Origin of the sequence: Corynebacterium sp. AOP12-C2-36, from assembly GCF_052379185.1 — a bacterium.
GTDB lineage: Bacteria > Actinomycetota > Actinomycetes > Mycobacteriales > Mycobacteriaceae > Corynebacterium.
In genome coordinates, this window is record NZ_JBQSYJ010000003.1 from 1 (window position 1) to 20,096 (window position 20,096).

The following is a 20,096-nucleotide window of genomic DNA, read 5'->3' on the forward strand; positions in this document are numbered from 1 at the left end:
TGATGCGAGGTGGAAACGGGAATCGAACCCGTCTACACGGTTTTGCAGACCGTTGCCTAAGCCACTCAGCCATTCCACCGTGGCGTCGCCGCCTCGTATCGGATCTCGACCCTACCGACTCGGGAGCCGGAAGAGAAATGAGAACCTGAGCGGATGACGAGACTCGAACTCGCGACCCTAACCTTGGCAAGGTTATGCGCTACCAACTGCGCTACATCCGCAAGCACCGTGTAGTACCGGTGCGCCACAGAACTCTATAGGTTCCGGCTTCCACGCACAAACATGCAGGTGAAGTCGCATATCCAGGCTCAAGGGGAGTCATGGTGAACCCCAACGGTGTGATTCGTCCGCGTTTTGTGACGGTCCTCGACGGCCCGGTCGGCTCCGTCGGCGTCTCGTAGCCTCCACGCGCCGCGCGCGTCGCCCGCTCGCGCACGCGCGAGGCCGCAGGATGCCCCGAAGTGCAGCACGCCCGGGGCCGCGTCCTGCGCGACGGAGGCGCCATGCCTGCGCCGTCCCCGGGGCGTCCTGACCTGGCGATTTGTACGTAGGCACGGCGAGGGTGATAGATTACCTCTCGTTCCACAGAGGTCCCATAGCTCAGTGGGAGAGCGTTCCGTTCACACCGGAAAGGTCGCTGGTTCAATCCCAGCTGGGACCACCACCGCAAAGCCCCCGGCAGTCACAACGACTGCCGGGGGTTTTGTCGTCGTGGAACGGGTCGGGGGTGAGCTTGGTCATTCGGTGGCGGTCCCGCCGCGGCGGCGCCGTTAAGGTGGGGAATCGACCTCATGCGGGCACTGCCTCCCGCGACCCTGCCGAGCGAAAGGACCCCCATGTCCCGTCTGCCGTCTGCCCGTTCCGACCGTTCCCATGCTGCCCGGGGTGCCCGTGCCGCCCGTGTCGTCGCCGCCCCGGTGCTGGCCGCTGCCATGATCTCCGCCCCCGTCTTCCTCGGTGCCGGGGCGACGGGTGGACTGCCGGTGGCGTCGGCGCACGATGCGATGGTCGGGGCCACACCCGAGCCGGACTCCACGGTCGCCGAGGCGCCGACCAGCATCGAGCTGGAGTTCTCCGGCATCCCGCAGGACACCTTCAACACCGTCGCGCTGTCCCGGGACGGCGACGTGGTCCACACCGGCGAACCCACGATCGACGGGCGCATGCTGACCCTGGACATCTCCGACAACGTGGACATGGAGGACGGCACCTACACCGTCGGCTACCAGATCACCTCGTCCGACGGCCACGCCACGCGCGGCGACTACACCTTCAACCTGGGGGAGGCGTCGGCCACCGGTACGTCCGAGGATTCCGATGCTTCCGACGTCTCCGACGAGGCGCAGGACGACGGCCTGCCGGGCTGGGCGATCACGCTGGGCAGCATCGCCGGGGTCATCGTGGTGCTCGGCGCGCTCGTCGTGGCGATCGCACGCTTCCGCAGCATGTCCTCGAACGACACCGAGGGTACGGACGGCCCTGACGGCTCCGACGGCTCCGACGGTTCCCGGGATTCCGACGACAGGTAAGGTGGTCCTCGACTTACGGCTGTCACCAGGTATGTGACCGCCGCCATCTTTTCCGTGTAAGGAGCACAGCACCCGTGAGTGAATCAGCACTGGACGCCGAACGAGGAGCCGTCACCGCGGTGCCCGTGGTCTTCACCGTCCCCGCCGGCGAGTCCGCCGGGGCGGCCATGCGCCCGTTGGACCTGCCCAACAAGGGCGCCGACGCCATCGTCTGCGTCAAGGACGCCGAGGGGTCCCTGCGCGACCTCGCCTTCGTGCCGGAGACCGACACGGAGGTCACCGCCGTCGCCGCGAACACCGAGGACGGACGCGCGGTCATCCGCCACTCCTGTGCCCACGTGCTGGCACAGGCGGTCCAGCGTGAGTTCCCGGGCACCAAGCTCGGCATCGGCCCGGCGATCGAGAACGGCTTCTACTACGACTTCCAGGTCGACGAGCCCTTCACCCCGGAGGACCTCAAGACGCTCGAGAAGCGCATGAAGAAGATCATCAAGTCCGGTCAGCGCTTCGAGCGTCGGGTCTACGAGTCCACCGAGGCAGCCGCCGAGGAGCTCGCCGCCGAGCCGTTCAAGCTGGAGCTGATCCAGGACAAGGGCAACGTGGACCCGGACTCCGACGAGGCCACCGAGGTCGGTGCCGGCGAACTCACCGCCTATGACAACGTCAACCCGCGCACCAGCGAGGTCGAGTGGTCGGACCTGTGCCGCGGCCCGCACATCCCCACGACCCGCTACATCCCGGCCTTCGCCCTGACCCGGTCCTCGGCCGCCTACTGGCGCGGCGACCAGTCTCGCGAGGGTCTGCAGCGTGTCTACGGCACCGCCTGGGAGTCCAGGGAGGCCCTCGACGAGCACCAGCACATGCTGGCGGAGGCGGAGAAGCGCGACCACCGTCGTCTCGGCCAGGAGCTTGACCTGTTCAGCTTCCCCGACGACCTGGGCTCCGGCCTGCCGGTCTTCCACCCGGACGGCGGCATCGTCCGCCTGGAGATGGAGGAGCACTCGCGGCGTCGCCACATCGAGGCCGGCTACTCCTTCGTCAACACCCCGCACATCACCAAGGGCGACCTCTACGAGCGTTCCGGGCACCTCGGGTTCTACAAGGACGCGATGTTCCCGCCGATGCAGGCCGACGGTGAGTGGGACGAGGACGGCAACTGCACCAAGCAGCCGCAGGACTACTACCTCAAGCCGATGAACTGCCCGATGCACAACCTGGTCTTCGACTCCCGTGGCCGCTCCTACCGTGAGCTCCCGCTGCGTCTGTTCGAGTTCGGCACGGTGTACCGCTACGAGAAGTCCGGCGTGATCCACGGCCTGACCCGTGCCCGTGGCTTCACGCAGGACGACGCGCACATCTACTGCACCGAGGACCAGCTCGAGGACGAGCTGACCACCGTGCTCGAGTTCGTCATCTCGTTGCTGCGCGACTACGGCCTGGACGACTTCTACCTGGAGCTGTCCACCCGCGACCCGAAGAAGTCCGTGGGCTCGGACGAGATCTGGGAGCGTTCCACCGAGACCTTGCGTCGGGTAGCCACGCAGTCAGGTCTCGAGCTTGTGCCGGATCCGGAGGGTGCGGCGTTCTACGGCCCCAAGATCTCCGTCCAGGCTCGCGACGCCATCGGCCGGACCTGGCAGATGTCCACCGTTCAGCTGGACTTCAACATGCCCGAGCGCTTCAACCTGGAGTACACCGCGCCCGACGGCACGAAGAAGCAGCCGATCATGGTGCACCGTGCGCTCTTCGGGTCGATCGAGCGCTTCTTCGGCGTGCTGCTCGAGCACTACGCCGGCGCCTTCCCGGCCTGGCTGGCACCGCACCAGGTGACCGGCATCCCGGTGGCCGACGAGTTCGTCGACTACCTGGAGGACATCACCGCCCAGCTGCGCGGGCAGGGCATCCGTGCCGCGGTCGACACCTCCGACGACCGGATGCAGAAGAAGATCCGCAACCACACCACCGGCAAGGTCCCGTTCATGCTGCTGGCCGGCGGACGCGACGTCGAGGCCGGTGCGGTGAGCTTCCGGTTCCTCGACGGCACCCAGGTCAACGGCGTGCCGAAGGACGATGCGGTGCGCATCATCACCGACTGGGTGCGTAGCCGGCGCAATGAGCAGCCGAGTGGAGACAACATTGGCGAGCTCAGCTGACGACCTGTCGCCGGACGGCCTGCAGAGGTTGTGGGCGCCGTACCGCTCGGCCTACATCGGTGAGAAGAGCGGGTCCGGCGAGACCGGTGGGGACACCGGCGCCGACCCGGACGACCCGTTCCTGACGATCCCCGACAAGTCCGACGAGGACGGTCTGATCGTCGCCAGGGGAGCGGAGGTCTTCTGCATCCTGAACCTGTACCCGTACAATCCGGGGCACATGATGGTCCTGCCGTACCGTAGGGTCGCCTCGTACGAGGACCTCACGGACTCCGAGACCGCGGAGTTCGCCGAGTTCACGAAGAAGGCGATCCGGGTGCTGCGGGCGGTCTCCGGGCCGGACGCGCTGAACGTGGGCATGAACCTCGGCCGGGCGTCCGGCGGGTCGGTGCCTGGTCACCTGCACCAGCACATCGTTCCGCGCTGGCAGGGTGACACGAGTTTCATGACCGTGTTGTCCGGCTCGAAGGTGCTGATCCAGGTGCTGGGGGAGACCCGGGAGCTGCTGGCCTCGGCGTGGCAACAGCTCGACTGACACGGAACTGAGAGAATATCGGCGGAGATGAAGTCTGCAAGCACGGCAAGGAGACCTGAAACATGTTGAGCGTTCGTGGACGCCGGCCGGCGGCGGTGGTCATTGAACCGATCGCCCGACGGCTGGTGAACTGGGGAGTGACCCCCAACACCGTGACGATCACCTCGACCACGGTCGCCGTCGTGCTGTCGGTGGCGTTGATCCCCACCGGGCACCACTTCCTCGCCGGCATCCTGCTCGGGATCACGGTGGCCACCGACATGATCGACGGCACCATGGCCCGGATGCTCGGTGGTGGCACCAGGTTCGGTGCCACGCTGGACGCGACCTGCGACCGGATCACCGACGGTGTCCTGTTCGGCGCGATCGCGTGGTGGATGGCCTTCCAGCACGACCACGAGCCCTACAAGGGGCTGTTCGCCGCGGCGCTGGTGATCATGATCGCCAGCCAGGTGACGTCCTACGTCAAGGCCCGTGCGGAGGCCTCGCAGATCAAGGTCGACGGTGGGCTCATCGAGCGCCCGGAGCGCCTGATCATCGGCCTGGTGTCGCTGGGGCTGTCCGGCCTCGGGGTGCCCTACATCCTGGGAGCGGGCCTGATCCTGCTGGCGGTGGGGTCGGTGTACACCGTCTTCGAGCGCCTGGTGATCGTGTCCCGCTCCGACGCGGCGTCCGAGCGCATCGCCCCGCCGACCGGGGCGAAGAGCTATGAAGACACGGCGGACGCAGAGGAAAGCAGGTCACATGAGTGAGGACGCGTCGTTCGCCGAGCGGCTCAGCGCGCTCGGCTACCAGGCCGGATGGGCGCTGACGCGACGGTTGCCGCAGGGACTGGCGGACCGTCTGTTCACCGTCATCGCCGACAGGGTGTCCGGTAACGGGCGGGGTCCGGAGCAGTTGCGGGCGAACCTCGGCCGGGTCGTGGGCGACGAGAACGTGACCCGCGAGCTGGTGCGCGACTCCATGCGGTCCTACATGCGCTACTGGCGCGAGGCCTTCCAGCTTCCCAGCATGGCGGGCCCGGAGTTGGCCGCACGCGTGGCCGCGGGCTTCGACCCGGCGGACGTGGAACGTCTCGACGCGGCACTGGCCCGGGGCAAGGGCGCGGTGCTGAGTCTGCCGCACTCCGGCAACTGGGACATGGCGGGGGTGTGGCTCGTCGACCACTTCGGCCAGTTCGCCACCGTCGCCGAGCGGTTGAAGCCGGAGAGCCTGTTCGAGGCCTTCGTGGAGTTCCGTGAGTCCCTCGGGTTCGAGGTGCTGGCGCTCTCCGGTGGTGAGGCCCCGCCGTTCGGCCGGTTGCGCGAGGTCGTGCGCGCCGGCGGCGTGGTGTGCCTGCTCGGCGAGCGTGATCTCTCGGGCAAGGGGGTCGAGGTGGACTTCCTCGGCGAGCGCACCTCCATGCCGGCCGGCGCGGCGCGGCTGGCGCAAGAGACCGGTGCGGCGCTGATGGTCTTCCACACGTCCTTCACCCCCGACGGCTGGGAGTCCAGTTTCAGCGAGGAACTCGACACCAGCGGCACGCTGGACGAGATCGTCCAGCAGCAGGCGGACGTCTACGCCCGCAACATCACCGCGCACCCGGCGGACTGGCACATGCTGCAGCCCCTGTGGTTCTCCGACCTGTCGGACGCCCGGCGCCGACGCCTCGGCATCACCGGTGATGCCGGTGATGCCGGGGGAGACGGCGCGCGATGAAGATCGGCATGGTGTGCCCCTACTCCTTCGACGAGCCGGGAGGGGTCCAGATCCACGCCGTCGACCTGTGCACCGAGCTCATCCGTCGGGGCCACGAGGTCAGCCTGATCGGGCCGGGCGGGGAGGACGCCGAGGTCCCCGACTTCGTGGAGCTCGGCGGTGCCGCCATCCCGATCCCGTACAACGGGTCGGTCGCCCGGCTGGCATTCGGGCCGTCCACCTGGCGGCACCTGGGTGACTGGATCGACCGGCACGACTTCGACGTGGTGCACATCCACGAACCGAACTCACCGAGTTACTCCATGATCACCCTGGCCAAGGCCGACGGGCCGATCGTGGCGACCTACCACGCCTCGGCGAGCGAGTCCCTGGTCCTCAAGGTCTTCCTGCCGGTGCTGCGTCCCTTCCTGGAACGCATCCAGGGAGGTATCGCCGTGTCCGAGGAGGCGCGACGCTGGCAGGTCGAGATGCTGTCCGGGGATCCGGTGCTCATCCCCAACGGGGTGGACACCGCGACCTACCGGGCGGCCACACCGATGCCCGCGCTCGACCCGGACCGTCCTCGCGTGATGTTCCTCGGCCGGTTCACCGAACCGCGCAAGGGGTTCCCGTTGCTGCTCAAGGCGCTTCCGGGGATCCTGCGGGAGGTGCCGGACGTCGAGGTCGTCGTGGTCGGCGGTGGTGAGACCGAGGAACTTAGGCAGTCGCTGCGCAAGGCGCGGGTGAGTTTCGTGGAGGGCAGCGGCAACGAAGCCGGGGAGGGAGCAGGGCAGGACCGCGCCACCGTGCGCATCCTCGGCCGGCTCAGCGAGGCGGACAAGGCTGCGGCGCTGGCGGCGTCCGACGTCTACGTCGCTCCGAACACCGGCGGCGAGAGTTTCGGCATCGTGCTCGTCGAGGCCATGGCCGCGGGCGCGGCCGTGGTGGCCAGCGACATCCCCGCCTTCAGCGCGGTGACCGACCACGGTCGTGCCGGACGGTTGTTCTCCAACGGCTCGGCACGCGACCTGGCGCGCGCGGTGAAGGACCTGCTCGCCGATGACGGACGGCGCGCGCGTCTCGTCGAGCGCGGTTACGAGCGTAGCCGCGACTTCGACTGGGATCGGGTGACCACCCAGGTCGAACGGGTCTACGAGACGGTCGTCACCGACGGCAGGAAGGTGCGCAGGTCATGATCCCGGTGTGGTTGCTTGTCCTGGTCGTGGTGGTGGCGGTCCTGGCGTTGGTGGGGCTGTGGTTGTCGTTGACCGCCTCGCGGCTCAACCGGCTGCACATCCGCACCGACGCCGCACGTCTGGCGCTCGAGGGGGCGCTGCAGTCGCGCTCCGCGGTGGTCTCCGCGATCCATCCGGACCTGATGCGCAGCGCCGGACGCACCACGTCCGTGGCCCTGCGCGCCGAGGACATGGACGCCCGCTCCGACGCGGAGAACGTCCTGCTGCGGCAACTGCGCGCCGAGGACATCGCCAATCCGGCGTTCGTCGAGGCGTCGGTGAAGGTCGACCTGGCGGCACGGTTCTACAACGACGCCGTCGGCGACACGCGCGACCTGCGGGGACGCCCGGTGATCCGGGTGTTCCGGCTGGCGGGCTCCGCCCCGCTGCCCGCCTACTACGAGGCGATGTCGGTGGGTTCGGAGACGCCCTGACGGGCGTCCGCGATCTGATTCACACCCTGTGGACCGCACGGTCTGTCTTGCCCGGTAGAATGCGCCTTGATCACCATTAGGCTACCGAGATCACTCGAGAATCAGAGGTCATGATGACGCAGAACAGTGCCGACAACGTCGCAGCCAGGGGTACCGGGCGCGTGAAGCGCGGCCTCGCCGACATGCTCAAGGGGGGTGTGATCATGGACGTGGTCACCCCGGAGCAGGCGAAGATCGCCGAGGACGCCGGCGCCACCGCCGTGATGGCACTGGAGCGCGTGCCCGCCGACATCCGCGCCGAGGGCGGCGTGTCACGTATGTCGGACCCCGACATGATCGAGGGCATCGTCGAGGCCGTCACCATCCCGGTGATGGCGAAGGCCCGCATCGGCCACTTCGTCGAGGCGCAGGTGCTCGAGAGCCTCGGGGTCGACTTCATCGACGAGTCCGAGGTCCTCACCCCGGCCGACTACGCCAACCACATCGACAAGTTCGGTTTCACCGTGCCCTTCGTCTGTGGCGCGACGAACCTCGGCGAGGCGCTGCGTCGCATCAACGAGGGTGCGGCGATGATCCGTTCCAAGGGCGAGGCCGGCACCGGCGACGTCTCGAACGCGGTCACCCACATGCGCACCATCCGCGGCGAGATCAACCGGCTGACCTCGATGGCGCCCGATGAGCTCTACGTGGCGGCCAAGGAGCTGCAGGCCCCCTACGAGCTGGTGCGCGAGGTCGCCGAGAACGGCAAGCTGCCCGTGGTGATGTTCACCGCCGGCGGTATCGCCACCCCGGCGGACGCGGCGATGATGATGCAGCTCGGCGCCGAGGGCGTCTTCGTGGGTTCGGGCATCTTCAAGTCCGGCGACCCGGAGAAGCGGGCCCGCGCGATCGTGCAGGCCACGCTCAACTACGAGGACGCCGCCACGGTGGCCTCGGTCTCGCGCGGTCTCGGTGAGGCCATGGTCGGCATCAACGTCGACGAGATCCCGGAGCCCCACCGTCTGGCAGAGCGGGGCTGGTGAATGTCTGACGCCCAGTCTGCCCAGCCTGCCGACGGTCGTCGGCCGCGGATCACCGACGTCCTCGATCTCGAGCAGATCGAACCGGGGATCTTCCGCGGCCAGGTCATCCCGTCGGCGCTCTCGCGCACCTTCGGTGGCCAGGTGGCTGCACAGTCCCTCGTCGCCGCCACACGCACGGTGGGCGCGGAGTACCGGGTGCACTCGCTGCACGGGTACTTCGTGGGGCCGGGCAACTCGGACCGTCCGACCGTGTACCTCGTCGACGAGGTGCGCAACGGCCGCTCGTTCCGGGTGCGCTCCGTGCGCGCCGTGCAGGACGGCCGGACGTTGTTCGTGATGCAGGCCAGCTTCCACGTACGCGGTGACGAGGGCCCGGAGCATTCGGACATCGTCCGCAAGGTGCCGCCGCCGGAGGAGATCCGTCCGCAGGTGGACTCCGACCGTCCGCTGGTCCGCGCCTTCGCCAAGGACTGGGAGGACTGGGACATCCGCATCGTCCCGCCGGAGATGTGGGAGAAGAGCCCCGGCGCCGCCTCCCAGCAGGTGGTGTGGTTCAAGTCGAAGGTGCCGCTGCCGGACGACGAGACCTTCCACATCTGCACCCTGGCGTACATGTCGGACATGACCCTGCTGGGTTCGGCGCTGGTCCCGCACCGCGACGAGCCGGTCCAGGAGGCGTCGTTGGACCACGCCATGTGGTTCATGCGCCCGTTCCGGGCCGACGAGTGGCTGCTCTACGACCAGTCCTCGCCGTCCGCCCACGGTGGGCGCGCGCTGACCACGGGCCGGATCTTCAACCAGCAGGGCGACCTGGTGGCGACGGTGACCCAGGAGGGTCTTACCCGGTCCCTGGCCGAGGGGAAGCAGTCCGTGCCGATCAAGACCGACCTTCAGGGGAAGTAAGTGAGCGAACGTCCACTCATCGGTGTGCTGGCCCTGCAGGGCGGGGTCGTGGAGCATGTCCGCATGCTGGAGGGCCTGGGCGCGCGCACGCGTCTGGTGCGCCGTCCGGGTCATCTGGAGGGCCTCGACGGCCTCGTGTTCCCCGGTGGGGAGTCCACCACGATGTCGAAGCTCATGGAGCTCGGCGGGATGCTGGAGCCCCTGCGTTCCCTGATCGCCGACGGACTGCCCTGCTTCGGCACGTGCGCTGGCCTGATCCTGCTGGGCAGCGAGATCCTGGACACGCGCGCGGACGCGCACTGCCTGAACGCCCTGGACGTGACGGTGCGCCGCAACGCCTTCGGACGTCAGGTCGACTCCTTCGAGACGGACCTCGACGTCGCCGGCGTCACCGGTGCCACCGGCGACCCGGTGCACGCGGTGTTCATCCGCGCGCCGTGGGTCGAGCGGGTCGGCGAGGACGTCGAGGTGCTGTCCCGCGTCGACGACGGCGGCCCGGCGCACGGTGCCGTCGTCGCGGTCCGTCAGGGCCCCGTCCTGGGGCTGTCCTTCCACCCGGAACTCACCGGCGACGACCGGCTGCACCGGTACTTCCTCACGATGGTGGGGGAGTCAGCGCAGGCGCGGAAGTCACCGCATCACGTGTGAACACGGTGCGGTGAACCGGTGTTTCGGTGTGGTGCACTATCATGGGTTCGTCAAGCACCCGACCAATGGGAGATCAGGTAGACGATGAGCGGCCACTCTAAATGGGCGACAACGAAGCACAAGAAAGCTGCGAATGACGCCAAGCGCGGCAAGGAGTTCGCGAAGCTGATCAAGAACATCGAGGTCGCTGCCCGCACCGGTGGTGGGGACCCGTCGGCGAACCCGACCCTCGACGACATGATCAAGAAGGCCAAGAAGGCTTCGGTCCCCAACGACAACATCGAGCGCGCCCGCAAGCGCGGCTCCGGCGAGGAGGCCGGCGGTGCGGACTGGGAGACCATCGTCTACGAGGGTTACGGTCCCAACGGTGTCGCGGTGCTCATCGAGTGCCTCACCGACAACCGCAACCGCGCCACCACGGACGTGCGTACCGCGATGAACAAGAACGGCGGGAACATGGCGGACGCCGGTTCGGTGTCCTACCTGTTCGAGCGCAAGGGTGTCGTGATCCTGGACAAGGCCGACCACACCGAGGACGACCTGCTCATGGCCGTGCTCGACGCGGGCGCAGACGAGGTCAACGACCTCGGCGAGAAGTTCGAGATCGTCTCCAGCCTGTCCGACCTGACCAACGTGCGCAGCGCGCTGGACGAGAACGGCATCGAGTACGACTCCGCCGACCCGGACTACCGGGCCGACGTCGAGGTCCCGTTGGACGCCGAGGGCGCGAAGAAGATCTTCCGCCTCATCGACGTCCTCGAGGAGTCCGACGACGTCCAGGACGTGTTCACGAACATGGACGTCTCCGACGAGGTCCTGGCGGAACTCGACGCCTGACGTCCCGCTACCCGCCGAAGGGCGGGCCGACGACCAGCAGGCCGCCGAAGACGAGCAGCACGACCACGGCGAGGGTTCCGGCGGACAGGTAGGGACGTCCCACCAGTACCGCGAGGATCCGGTCGCCGAGGGGTGCCCCGGGGCCGGCCTCGGTACGCCACGGGCCGTCCAGCCCACCCCGGTTGGCCACGGCCATCTCGAAGGGGACGGTGGCGAAGGGGACGACGGCGGAGAACAGGCCCAGGATGCCCTGGCCGGCACTCCAGCGGTTGTTCATCCACACGAGGACGGTCACCACGACGAAGGCCAGAAAGGCCAGTCCGTGGATCGGGCCGGCGGCGGAGACACCTGCCTCGGTCACGCCGGTGTACTTGAGGATCATCCCGAGGATCAGCAGCCCCCAGGTCACGGCCTCGATGATTGCGGTGGTCCGGTATATTTTCAGAGGAGTCATCGGCTGCTGATGCTACCCGACGCCGCGGTGCCGGTCATAAGTCACCTTGGGGGAGTTCGCGGCACGTGGCCCGCGGCTTTCGCACAGGTGTGCTATGTTCAGGTCGCGAAGGTGTGCACGGGCGATCATGGTGAGGAGCAGACAGGTGACAGGGCAACCACGCTCCACCCCGGCGGCGCAGGGACTGCTCGTGATGGGTATCGACCCTGGTCTGACCCGGTGTGGGCTGTCGGTGGTGCGTTCCGGTCAGGGGCGCTCCGTGGTGCCGGTCGCCGTGGGTGTGGTGCGCACGCCGGCGGAGGTCGAGCTTCCCCAGCGGCTGCGCCGGCTTTCCGAGGCGGTCGAGAGCTGGATGGACGACTACCGTCCGGACGTGGTGGCCATTGAACGAGTTTTCGAACGCGGGAACGTGTCCACCGTGATGAACACCGCTCACGCCGTCGGGGTACTCATGCTCAGCGCCGCGCGCCGCAACCTGCCCGTGCACCAGTACACCCCCAGCGAGGTCAAGAAGGCGGTCTCCGGCAACGGCCGGGCCGACAAACGCCAGATGACCAACATGATCACCCGCATCCTCGGACTGTCGGAACCGCCGAAACCCGCGGACGCCGCCGACGCCCTCGCGCTGGCGGTGTGTCACTGCTGGCGTTCGCCGTACCAGGCCCTGGTCTCAGATGCCTCAGACTCGAAAGGTTCATAAGTGATTGCTTCATTGAGGGGCACCGTCATCGACAAGAGGCGCGACTCCGTGGTGATCGAGTGCGCCGGCGTCGGCTACCAGTGCCAGGCGACGGCCCCGACGTTGGCCACCCTGCCGCGCGGGGAGGAGGTCTTCGTGCTGACCACCATGGTGGTGCGTGAGGACTCGCAGACCCTGTTCGCGTTCCCGGACGTCGCCTCGCGCGAGGTCTTCGGCCTGCTGCAGTCGGTGTCGGGCGTGGGCGCCCGCCTGGCCATGGGCGTGATGTCGGTGCTCGACCCGGCCGAGTTGTCCCGTGCCGTCACCGAAGGCGACGTCAAGGCCCTGCAGCGCGCCCCGGGGGTCGGCAAGCGGCTTGCCGAGCGCATGGCCGTGGACCTCAAGGGCAAGCTCGACGGGTACGCCGTCGCGCCCACCGCGACAGCGGCCGATGGTGGCGTGGGGCAGGACGAGCCGCTCGCCGACGCGGTGCCCGGTCAGGTCGTCGACGCACTCACCGGCCTCGGCTTCACCGAACGTGACGCGGAGAAGGCCGTACGCGAGATCAGCGCGACTGGTGCAGACGGCGACGGCGGTGCTGCCGAGCCCGAGGACACCGCCACCGTCCTGCGCCGGGCGCTCGCCCACCTCGGTGGCCGACGGTAGCGTGGGCACCGGTACAAGAAGGAGAACAGATGGGTGACATCGAACGCACCGAGTTCGACACCGGCTCGGCCGGGGTGACGAACAGCGGGGGAGGCGCAGGGTTCGGCGGCAGCGGCAGCGGCGTCAACGAGGACCTCTCGCCGACGCCCCAGCCCGGGGAGGGCGACGCCGAGCTCTCGCTGCGTCCTCGCTCACTGGGCGAGTTCATCGGCCAGCCGAAGGTCCGCAGCCAGCTGGAGCTGGTCCTCGGCGGGGCGAAGGCGCGCAACGTCGCCCCCGACCACGTGCTGCTCGCCGGGCCTCCCGGGCTCGGTAAGACGACCATGGCCATGATCATCGCCCAGGAACTCGGCTCCTCGGTCCGCATGACGTCGGGGCCGGCCCTGGAACGCGCCGGCGACCTCGCGGCGATGCTGTCGAACCTCATCGAGGGCGACGTCCTGTTCATCGACGAGATCCACCGCATGGCCCGCCCGGCGGAGGAGATGCTCTACATGGCGATGGAGGACTTCCGGATCGACGTGATCGTGGGCAAGGGGCCCGGGGCTACCTCGATCCCGATCGAACTGCCGCAATTCACCCTCGTCGGCGCCACCACGCGTGCCGGCATGCTCACCGGGCCGCTGCGCGACCGCTTCGGCTTCACCGCGCAGATGGAGTTCTACGACACCGCCGACCTCACCCGTGTGGTCACCCGCGCCGCCGGCATCCTCGGGGTAACCGTGACCGCGGACGCCGCCGTGGAGATCGCCTCCCGGTCGCGGGGCACCCCGCGTATCGCCAACCGCCTGCTGCGCCGCGTGCGTGACTACGCCGAGGTCGAGGGTGACGGGACGATCAGCGTGGACGTCGCCCGCGCCGCGCTGCAGATCTTCGACGTCGACGAGCTCGGTCTCGACCGGCTCGACCGGGCGGTCCTGGACGCTCTGGTGCGTGGCCACAACGGTGGTCCCGTCGGGGTGAACACCCTGGCGGTCGCGGTGGGGGAGGAACCCACCACCGTCGAGGAGGTCTGCGAGCCCTACCTGGTGCGGGCCGGTATGGTCTCGCGCACGCCCCGCGGGAGGACCGCCACGCCGGCGGCCTGGCGGCACCTCGGACTGGAACAACCGGCCGATAGGTGACCAAACACCCGTGTGGCAGACTGGCCGCATGGAACCCTTTCTTCTGATTCTGATTGTCCTTGTCTTCCTCGGCCTGCCCGTCCTGTCGATGCGTAAGCAGTCGAAGCAGATCAATCAGATCAAGACCTTCCAGTCACAGCTGGAACCCGGAATGATCGTGCAGATGACCTCGGGCATCCACGCCCGGCTCGTCGAGGTGGGCACCACCACCGTCGACGTCGAGCTCGCACCCGGCGTGACCACCACCTGGGACCGCACCGCCGTGCTCAAGCTGGTGGAGACCGACCAGGGTGGCGAGGCCGACGGGGCCGTCGAGGAGAACGTCGTGGCCGAGGAAGCTCCGGCCTCCGAGTTCGAGAACTTTGACACCGTGGAGCCCTTCGAGGACCGTCAGGACGAGGCCATGGACAACCCGTTCAACGGCGACGAGCGTAAGGACGACGGCGACACGCCCCGGTCGTAACCGGTCCCGCCACCTCAGTTCCTTCCCCACACACCCCTCCGGTGAGACCGTGATGACCCACGTTGCCAGCCGGAGGGTCTAGACTCAGTCGACGACATGGCGGTGGTTCTTTTGTCATGCCCATGTTGCCGACATCCCCGAAACTTCAGGAGTAACCCGAGTGAGTTCCAAGGGCTCAACGGCCGCCAGAGCAAGAAGGTGGCCTAAGCAGGCACTTCTGCTCTTCGTCGCCATCCTGGTCGTGATTTACGGCCTCGTATTCTTCACCGGTGACAAGAGCCCCACGCCGAAGCTGGGCATCGACCTGCAAGGCGGTACCCGGGTCACCCTGGTGCCACAGGGCGAGGAGCCCACCAGCGACCAGCTGAGCCAGGCACGCCGGATCCTCGAGGAACGTGTCAACGGCATGGGTGTCAGTGGCGCCCAGGTCGTCTCCGACGGCAACTCCCTTGTCATCACCGTTCCCGGCGAGGACTCCTCCGAGGCACGCACCCTGGGCCAGACCTCCCAGATGCTCTTCCGTCCGGTGATGCAGGGCGGTATGCCCGAGGACGGTCTCAACGACGTCCTCACCGAGATGGCCGACCGCTGGGTCGAGACCGGGATTCTCACCGCCGACGAGGCGGACCAGAAGCTCGAGGACGCCATGGCGACCGTCGAGCAGATGGGTATGGAGACCCCGGAGGACACCCCGACCGTCACCGCGCAGGAACCGGCCGAGCCGGCCAACTCCATCGAGGAGGCCGACCGGCGCCAGGAGACCACCGAGGTGATGCGTGAGGACCGCCAGTCCGAGGACACCAACACCCAGATCGCCGCCTCCTTCCTCATGACCTGCTCGGACGGCGTCGACCCGCTCGCCGGTGCCGACGACGCCGCCAAGCCGCTGGTCAGCTGCAGCGAGGGTCAGCCGATCCTGCTGGAGCCGGCCCCGCTGCTCAATGGCCAGGAGGACGAGGAGAACGGGACCCGCCTCACCGGTGACATGATCGACACCGATTCGCAGATCTTCGGCGGACTGGACTCCGAGACCGGCCAGATCAAGATCACCTTCCGGTTCAAGACCGGCGACGCCACCCCCGGTGGCGAGACCTGGCAGCGCATCGGGCAGGAGTACGCCCAGCAGCAGGTCGCCATCACCCTCGACAGCCAGGTGCTCTCCGCACCGACGATGCAGTCGCCGACGCCCCCCGGCCGCGACTCCGAGATCACCGGTGACTTCACCGAGAGCGAGGCGTCCGACCTCGCCAACAACCTGCGCTACGGCGCGCTGCCGCTCAGCTTCACCGGCGAGAACGGTGAGCAGGGCGGTACGGCCGAGACGATCTCGCCGACGATGGGTACCGCCGCACTGCAGGCCGGTCTCATCGCCGGTCTGGTCGGCCTGGTCCTCGTCGCGCTCTGGTCGCTGATCTACTACCGCGGCTTCGGTGTCGTCGCCGTGTTCTCGTTGATCGCCTCGGGTCTGCTGATCTACGGTGCCCTGGTCCTGCTGGGCCGGTGGATCGACTACAGCCTGGACCTGGCCGGCATCGCCGGTCTGATCATCGGTATCGGTACGACCGCGGACTCTTTCGTGGTCTACTTCGAACGCATCAAGGACATGATCCAACAGGGGCACAGTTTCCGGTCCGCGGTGCCACGCGCCTGGAAGCGGGCGCGTGCCACGATCATCACGGGCAACGTGGTGTCCATCGTCGCCTCCCTGGTCCTGTACTTCGTGGCCGTCGGCGACGTCAAGGGCTTCGCCTTCACCCTGGGTCTGTCCACCGTCTTCGACGTGGTCATCGCCTTCCTGGTCACCGCACCGCTGGTGATCCTGATGTCGCGCTCGGAGAAGTTCGCCTCGCCGAAGCTCAACGGCCTGCACTCGGCCTTCCGCTCGGCGGAACGCCGCCGCGCCGGCCAGCTGGCCGAAGGCTCCGAGCCCGTGACGGTCCCCGACAGCGAGCCGGACGGAGAACCCGACGGCGATCCGGACAGCGCTCCACAGGACGGCCCTGCGTCCTCCACTGAGAACGGAAAGGACCAGTGAGCATGAACGCGACGACTGAAACCACGTCTTCCAACACGTCTTCCACCGCGCCTACCCCCAAGCCCGCCGGTATCCTCGAGAAGACCTATAACGGCGAGGCCAACTTCGCCTTCGTCGACAAGCGGCGCCGCTGGTACTGGATCTACGCGCTGCTGACCTTGCTGTGCTTCCTGGTCATCGCGATCAAGGGCTTCACCTTGGGCATCGACCTGGAGGGTGGCACGAAGCTGACCATGCCGCCGTCCAACGGTGCCACCGAGACCTCGGTCACCGAGGTCGTCGAGGACGCCACCGGTGTGACACCGCAGTCGGTGCAGACCGTGGGCAGCGGCAACAGCCAGAGCATCGAGGTCGCCTCCGAGCGTCTGTCGGACGAGCAGATCCGTGAGGCACGGGTCGCGCTCTACGATGAGTTCGAGCCGACCGACCAGACCGGCCAGCCCAGCCCCGACGCCATCAGCGACTCCACCGTGTCGGAGTCCTGGGGCCAGTCGGTCACCGAACGCATGGTCATCGGCATGGTGGTGTTCCTGGCGATCGTCTTCGTCTACATCACCATCCGCATGGAGCGCGACATGGCGATCTCCGCGATCGTCACCCTGCTGCTGGACGGCATCTTCGTCGCCGGCATCTACTCGCTCGTCGGATTCGAGGTCTCACCGGCCACGATCATCGGCCTGCTGACGATTCTGGCGTACTCGCTCTACGACACCGTGATCGTGTTCGACAAGGTCCACGAGAACACGCAGGACGTGTTCAGCTCGACGCGCTCCACCTACGGTGAACAGGTCAACCTGGCGATCAACCAGACGGTGATGAGGTCGTTGAACACCTCGCTGTTCTCCGTGGTCCCGATTGCCTCGCTGCTGGTCGTGGCGGTGTGGCTGATGGGTGTCGGCACGCTCAAGGACCTGGCCCTGGTCCAGTTCGTGGGCGTGATCGCCGGTACCTTCAGCTCGATCTACTTCTCGGCGCCGCTGCTGGTGACCCTGAAGAGCCGCCAGAAGAAGATGGTCGAGCACGACCGCAAGGTCGCCCGCGCCCGCGAACTCGCCGCGGACCGCAGCGTCGTACCGGCGGACCAGTCCGCTGCTGACGCCTCCGGCGACGAGGCCGCGCAGGACGGCCCGGCCGCCGAAGCGGCCGACGAGCAGCCGCGGCGCACCGTCACGTTGCCGCCGCACTCGCACGGCGGGGACACCGAACCCGGTCAGGACAGGGGCCGCACCTGGCGGCCCGGGATGTAATCTCACAAGGAAAGACAGGACGATGACGCATCGATTCCGCCGTCCGGCGGCTCTCCTCACGGCCACGGCGGTGGCCTTCGGGGTGGTGGCGTGCTCCTCCGACGACGGAGTCGAGGACGCGTCCGACCCGCTGTTCGGCTACGCACTGCCACGCCCGATCGTGACCCTCAACGCCGCGAGCGCCCAGGGCGCGGCGACCGATGCGGCGAAGGTGTCCGCACGCCTGTACCCGGGCTCCTACCTCACCGGGCCGGACGGACGGCTGTTGCCGAACACCGACCTGGTGAGGGCGACGCCCTCGGCGGACAACGGCGACATCGTCAACTACCGGATCAGCGACCAGGTGACCTACTCCGACGGCGCCCCGGTGGTCTGCGACGACTTCCTGCTGACGTGGGTGGCATCGAAGTACCCGGACCTGTTCTCCTCCGACCTGGGCCTGACCGCCCGGGTCAAGGACTTCAACTGCGACGCCGGTCAGCGTGACTTCAGCATCGAGTTCGACCGGGGCATGGGCAGCCGTTACCGCGAGCTGTTCAGTGTCGGCGAGGTTCTGCCCTCGCACACCGTGGCCGAGCGCGCCGGCGTGGACGACGTGGTCGGTGCCATCGACACCGGCGACCAGGATGCTCTGGCCGACCTGGGCCGGGAGTGGAGCTCCACCTTCCGCGTCGCCGAGACCGACCCCTCGCAGGTCCCGACCTACGGGCCGTACCGGGTGGCCTCCCGTGGTGAGGACGGCTCCCTGGCGCTCACCGTCAACCCGGAGTGGACCGGGGTGCGCCCCGGTCTGGACGAGGTCGTGATGTGGTCGGGTCCCGGTGCCGGCATCGAGGGACCCGACTTCGAGCAGCTCTCCTCGGACTACCGGCTCTACGTCGCCGACGTCCCCCCTGAGACCGACCCGGTGGCCGCGGGCCTCGAGGTCGCTCCGGAGACAGGGACGCAGACGGCGACTGACACGGCAACCGAGACCGGTGCACCGTCCAGCGAGACGACCGGCAGCGATGACGCCGACGGTGCCGACGGTGCAGAGGACGGTGATGACGGCATCCGGGCGGACACCGACGAGACCGCCCCGGACCTCTCGGACTCCGACGACGTCTCCGGACGCTTCGCCGTGACCCGTGGCTCCGGCACCCGTGTCGACGGTCTGACGCTGTCGGACAGCGGCATCTTCGACTCCGCGGAGAACCGGCGCGCCTTCGCGCGCTGCGTGGACCGCAGTGCGGTGGCCGACGCGGTGAAGTCGGAGTCCGGCATCACCGTCGACGAGGCACCCTTCCGGCTGATCGCCCCCGGCGCCCAGGCAGGGGAGAACCTCGGCGACATCGCCGCCCGCAACAACAACACCGACACCGCGCCGACCACCGACCGCCTGGGCGGGACGACCGTGCGCGTCGGCTACTTCTCCGACGTGGCACGCTACCGGGCGATGGTCGACACCCTCGTCGAGTCCTGCTCCGCCGCGGACGTGACCGTGGTGCCGGTCCCGCTGGGTGTCGACGACCTCGACGGCCTCGGCACCGACTACGACGCCCTGCTGGAGACCCGGTCGACCTTCGGCCAGAACCCGCAGGTCTCGTTCCCGGCGTCGTCGGGCGCCTCGGGCACGGCCACGGTCAGCCAGCTGCGTGACGCCGAGAACGTCCTGGCGGACTCGACGGCGACCGTGCCGTTGACCGCCGAGCCCCGCTCGGTTGCGGTGGACCGTGGCCTGTCCAACGTGGTCGACAACCCCGGCGAGACCGGCATGAGCTGGAACATGGACCGCTGGGTCTCCCCGGACTTCCCGACGACCTCGGCACCGACCACGGCGCCGACCGAGCCCAGCAGCAGCAACAGTGACGACAGTGACGACAGTGAAAACAGTGAGGACGAGCAGTGACTGACTACCCGGACGCCAGGACCGCCCTGGCGGCCAAGACCCGACACGTCCCGGACTTCCCGGGGCCCGGGATCGTCTTCCAGGACCTGACCCCCGTCCTCGCCGACGGAACGGCCTTCCGCACGATCGTCACCGAGATGGCCGACGTCTGCCGCGAGTTCGACATCGACGTCGTCGCCGGCCTCGACGCCCGCGGCTTCCTGCTCGGCTCCGCGGTCGCCCTGCAACTCGGTGTCGGTGTGCTCGCGCTGCGCAAGGCGGGCAAGCTCCCGTCGCCGGTGTTCCACCAGGACTACGCCCTGGAGTACGGCACCGCCGCCCTGGAGATCCCCTCGGAGGGCCTCGACGTGCACGGACGCCGCGTCCTGCTCGTCGACGACGTGCTCGCCACCGGCGGCACGCTGGTCGCCGCACGTGCCCTGCTGGACAAGGCCGGCGCGATCACCGTGGGTGTCGCCGTGGCCCTGGAGGTCCCGGAACTGCAGGGTGCGAAACGTTTGGGGGACCTTCCGTTGTACGTGGTTTCCCGCGGACAGTAGGCTTGTCGTTCACACGCTGCACACAGTA

At 68.3% G+C, this 20,096-nt stretch carries 20 protein-coding genes and 3 tRNA genes; 20 read left to right on the plus strand and 3 right to left on the minus strand.

Annotation, left to right across the window (positions count from 1 at the left end; genetic code table 11):
- Window positions 1–7: 7 nt before the first annotated feature.
- Both ACT3UN_RS02820 and ACT3UN_RS02825 read right to left on the minus strand, forming a co-directional pair.
- Window positions 8–79: transfer RNA gene (locus ACT3UN_RS02820), tRNA-Cys, on the minus strand.
- A gap of 69 nt (window positions 80–148) precedes the next feature.
- Window positions 149–221: transfer RNA gene (locus ACT3UN_RS02825), tRNA-Gly, on the minus strand.
- A gap of 368 nt (window positions 222–589) precedes the next feature.
- On the opposite strand from ACT3UN_RS02825, the gene ACT3UN_RS02830 reads away from it, so the two are divergent.
- The 12 genes from ACT3UN_RS02830 (at window position 590) to ACT3UN_RS02885 (ending at window position 10,973) form a co-directional block, all read left to right on the plus strand.
- Window positions 590–664 (plus strand) — tRNA-Val (locus ACT3UN_RS02830).
- 172 nt (window positions 665–836) lie between these two features.
- Window positions 837–1,529, plus strand: coding sequence for a copper resistance CopC family protein (locus tag ACT3UN_RS02835; protein WP_444656262.1), 693 nt, complete (start codon window positions 837–839; stop codon window positions 1,527–1,529).
- A 74-nt stretch (window positions 1,530–1,603) separates the two neighbouring features.
- Window positions 1,604–3,682, plus strand: a complete 2,079-nt coding sequence (gene thrS / locus ACT3UN_RS02840) for a threonine--tRNA ligase (RefSeq protein ID WP_444656264.1) — start codon at window positions 1,604–1,606, stop codon at window positions 3,680–3,682.
- On the plus strand, window positions 3,642–4,217 hold the full coding sequence (locus tag ACT3UN_RS02845; protein ID WP_301442018.1) for an HIT family protein: 576 nt from the start codon (window positions 3,642–3,644) through the stop codon (window positions 4,215–4,217). Before thrS ends, ACT3UN_RS02845 begins: the two co-directional genes overlap by 41 nt.
- 62 nt (window positions 4,218–4,279) lie before the next feature.
- Window positions 4,280–4,969 (plus strand): phosphatidylinositol phosphate synthase, encoded by a 690-nt coding sequence (gene pgsA / locus ACT3UN_RS02850; protein ID WP_301442019.1) that lies wholly within the window; start codon window positions 4,280–4,282, stop codon window positions 4,967–4,969.
- On the plus strand, window positions 4,962–5,915 hold the full coding sequence (locus tag ACT3UN_RS02855; protein ID WP_301442020.1) for a phosphatidylinositol mannoside acyltransferase: 954 nt from the start codon (window positions 4,962–4,964) through the stop codon (window positions 5,913–5,915). Before pgsA ends, ACT3UN_RS02855 begins: the two co-directional genes overlap by 8 nt.
- A complete protein-coding gene (locus tag ACT3UN_RS02860; protein ID WP_301442021.1) occupies window positions 5,912–7,090 on the plus strand; it encodes a glycosyltransferase family 4 protein in 1,179 nt (392 codons plus the stop codon). The genes ACT3UN_RS02855 and ACT3UN_RS02860 overlap by 4 nt, the downstream gene beginning before the upstream one ends.
- On the plus strand, window positions 7,087–7,563 hold the full coding sequence (locus tag ACT3UN_RS02865) for a hypothetical protein (RefSeq protein ID WP_301442022.1): 477 nt from the start codon (window positions 7,087–7,089) through the stop codon (window positions 7,561–7,563). Before ACT3UN_RS02860 ends, ACT3UN_RS02865 begins: the two co-directional genes overlap by 4 nt.
- A 113-nt stretch (window positions 7,564–7,676) precedes the next feature.
- Complete coding sequence (gene pdxS, locus ACT3UN_RS02870) at window positions 7,677–8,585, plus strand: pyridoxal 5'-phosphate synthase lyase subunit PdxS (protein ID WP_301442038.1); 909 nt, start codon at window positions 7,677–7,679, stop codon at window positions 8,583–8,585.
- The gene (locus ACT3UN_RS02875; protein ID WP_301442023.1) at window positions 8,586–9,488 is read left to right on the plus strand and encodes an acyl-CoA thioesterase; all 903 of its coding nucleotides are present in this window, start codon (window positions 8,586–8,588) and stop codon (window positions 9,486–9,488) included.
- Entirely contained in the window at window positions 9,489–10,136 is a 648-nt protein-coding gene (pdxT, locus tag ACT3UN_RS02880) for a pyridoxal 5'-phosphate synthase glutaminase subunit PdxT (RefSeq protein ID WP_301442024.1), read from the plus strand.
- An 84-nt stretch (window positions 10,137–10,220) separates the two neighbouring features.
- Window positions 10,221–10,973: a YebC/PmpR family DNA-binding transcriptional regulator gene (locus ACT3UN_RS02885; protein ID WP_301442025.1), complete on the plus strand. Its 753-nt coding sequence runs from the start codon at window positions 10,221–10,223 to the stop codon at window positions 10,971–10,973.
- A gap of 7 nt (window positions 10,974–10,980) precedes the next feature.
- Here ACT3UN_RS02885 and ACT3UN_RS02890 read toward each other — a convergent pair whose 3' ends face one another.
- On the minus strand, window positions 10,981–11,427 hold the full coding sequence (locus tag ACT3UN_RS02890; protein WP_301442026.1) for a DUF3817 domain-containing protein: 447 nt from the start codon (window positions 11,425–11,427) through the stop codon (window positions 10,981–10,983).
- 127 nt (window positions 11,428–11,554) lie between these two features.
- Here ACT3UN_RS02890 and ruvC point away from each other — a divergent pair, with 127 nt between their 5' ends.
- The 8 genes from ruvC to ACT3UN_RS02930 all read left to right on the plus strand — a co-directional run bounded on the left by ruvC (window position 11,555) and on the right by ACT3UN_RS02930 (window position 20,068).
- Complete coding sequence (gene ruvC / locus ACT3UN_RS02895) at window positions 11,555–12,127, plus strand: crossover junction endodeoxyribonuclease RuvC (RefSeq protein ID WP_367620291.1); 573 nt, start codon at window positions 11,555–11,557, stop codon at window positions 12,125–12,127.
- Entirely contained in the window at window positions 12,128–12,772 is a 645-nt protein-coding gene (ruvA, locus tag ACT3UN_RS02900) for a Holliday junction branch migration protein RuvA (RefSeq protein WP_444656266.1), read from the plus strand. It begins immediately after the preceding gene.
- A gap of 29 nt (window positions 12,773–12,801) precedes the next feature.
- Entirely contained in the window at window positions 12,802–13,896 is a 1,095-nt protein-coding gene (gene ruvB / locus ACT3UN_RS02905) for a Holliday junction branch migration DNA helicase RuvB (RefSeq protein WP_301442028.1), read from the plus strand.
- A 28-nt stretch (window positions 13,897–13,924) separates the two neighbouring features.
- Window positions 13,925–14,359 (plus strand): preprotein translocase subunit YajC, encoded by a 435-nt coding sequence (gene yajC / locus ACT3UN_RS02910; RefSeq protein WP_301442029.1) that lies wholly within the window; start codon window positions 13,925–13,927, stop codon window positions 14,357–14,359.
- Between the two features lie 160 nt (window positions 14,360–14,519).
- Complete coding sequence (secD, locus tag ACT3UN_RS02915; RefSeq protein ID WP_444626731.1) at window positions 14,520–16,394, plus strand: protein translocase subunit SecD; 1,875 nt, start codon at window positions 14,520–14,522, stop codon at window positions 16,392–16,394.
- A gap of 2 nt (window positions 16,395–16,396) precedes the next feature.
- Window positions 16,397–17,641 carry a protein translocase subunit SecF gene (gene secF / locus ACT3UN_RS02920; protein ID WP_301442031.1) on the plus strand — a complete coding sequence of 415 codons (1,245 nt, stop codon included), beginning with the start codon at window positions 16,397–16,399 and terminating at the stop codon, window positions 17,639–17,641.
- Window positions 17,642–17,663: 22 nt separating this feature from the next.
- On the plus strand, window positions 17,664–19,529 hold the full coding sequence (locus ACT3UN_RS02925; RefSeq protein WP_444656268.1) for an ABC transporter substrate-binding protein: 1,866 nt from the start codon (window positions 17,664–17,666) through the stop codon (window positions 19,527–19,529).
- Window positions 19,526–20,068, plus strand: coding sequence for an adenine phosphoribosyltransferase (locus ACT3UN_RS02930; protein ID WP_444656270.1), 543 nt, complete (start codon window positions 19,526–19,528; stop codon window positions 20,066–20,068). The genes ACT3UN_RS02925 and ACT3UN_RS02930 overlap by 4 nt, the downstream gene beginning before the upstream one ends.
- Window positions 20,069–20,096: the final 28 nt, after the last annotated feature.

What these genes read in the sequence shown, in the direction of transcription:
- ACT3UN_RS02835 (WP_444656262.1), top strand. Translation starts at nt 837, where the DNA reads ATGTCCCGTCTGCCGTCTGCCCGTTCCGACCGTTCCCATGCTGCCCGG.
- ACT3UN_RS02845 (WP_301442018.1), top strand. Translation starts at nt 3,642, where the DNA reads ATGAGCAGCCGAGTGGAGACAACATTGGCGAGCTCAGCTGACGACCTG.
- pgsA (WP_301442019.1), top strand. Translation starts at nt 4,280, where the DNA reads ATGTTGAGCGTTCGTGGACGCCGGCCGGCGGCGGTGGTCATTGAACCG.
- ACT3UN_RS02855 (WP_301442020.1), top strand. Translation starts at nt 4,962, where the DNA reads ATGAGTGAGGACGCGTCGTTCGCCGAGCGGCTCAGCGCGCTCGGCTAC.
- ACT3UN_RS02860 (WP_301442021.1), top strand. Translation starts at nt 5,912, where the DNA reads ATGAAGATCGGCATGGTGTGCCCCTACTCCTTCGACGAGCCGGGAGGG.
- ACT3UN_RS02865 (WP_301442022.1), top strand. Translation starts at nt 7,087, where the DNA reads ATGATCCCGGTGTGGTTGCTTGTCCTGGTCGTGGTGGTGGCGGTCCTG.
- pdxS (WP_301442038.1), top strand. Translation starts at nt 7,677, where the DNA reads ATGACGCAGAACAGTGCCGACAACGTCGCAGCCAGGGGTACCGGGCGC.
- ACT3UN_RS02875 (WP_301442023.1), top strand. Translation starts at nt 8,586, where the DNA reads ATGTCTGACGCCCAGTCTGCCCAGCCTGCCGACGGTCGTCGGCCGCGG.
- ACT3UN_RS02885 (WP_301442025.1), top strand. Translation starts at nt 10,221, where the DNA reads ATGAGCGGCCACTCTAAATGGGCGACAACGAAGCACAAGAAAGCTGCG.
- ACT3UN_RS02890 (WP_301442026.1), bottom strand. Translation starts at nt 11,427, where the DNA reads ATGACTCCTCTGAAAATATACCGGACCACCGCAATCATCGAGGCCGTG.
- ruvC (WP_367620291.1), top strand. Translation starts at nt 11,555, where the DNA reads ATGGTGAGGAGCAGACAGGTGACAGGGCAACCACGCTCCACCCCGGCG.
- ruvB (WP_301442028.1), top strand. Translation starts at nt 12,802, where the DNA reads ATGGGTGACATCGAACGCACCGAGTTCGACACCGGCTCGGCCGGGGTG.
- yajC (WP_301442029.1), top strand. Translation starts at nt 13,925, where the DNA reads ATGGAACCCTTTCTTCTGATTCTGATTGTCCTTGTCTTCCTCGGCCTG.
- secF (WP_301442031.1), top strand. Translation starts at nt 16,397, where the DNA reads ATGAACGCGACGACTGAAACCACGTCTTCCAACACGTCTTCCACCGCG.
- ACT3UN_RS02925 (WP_444656268.1), top strand. Translation starts at nt 17,664, where the DNA reads ATGACGCATCGATTCCGCCGTCCGGCGGCTCTCCTCACGGCCACGGCG.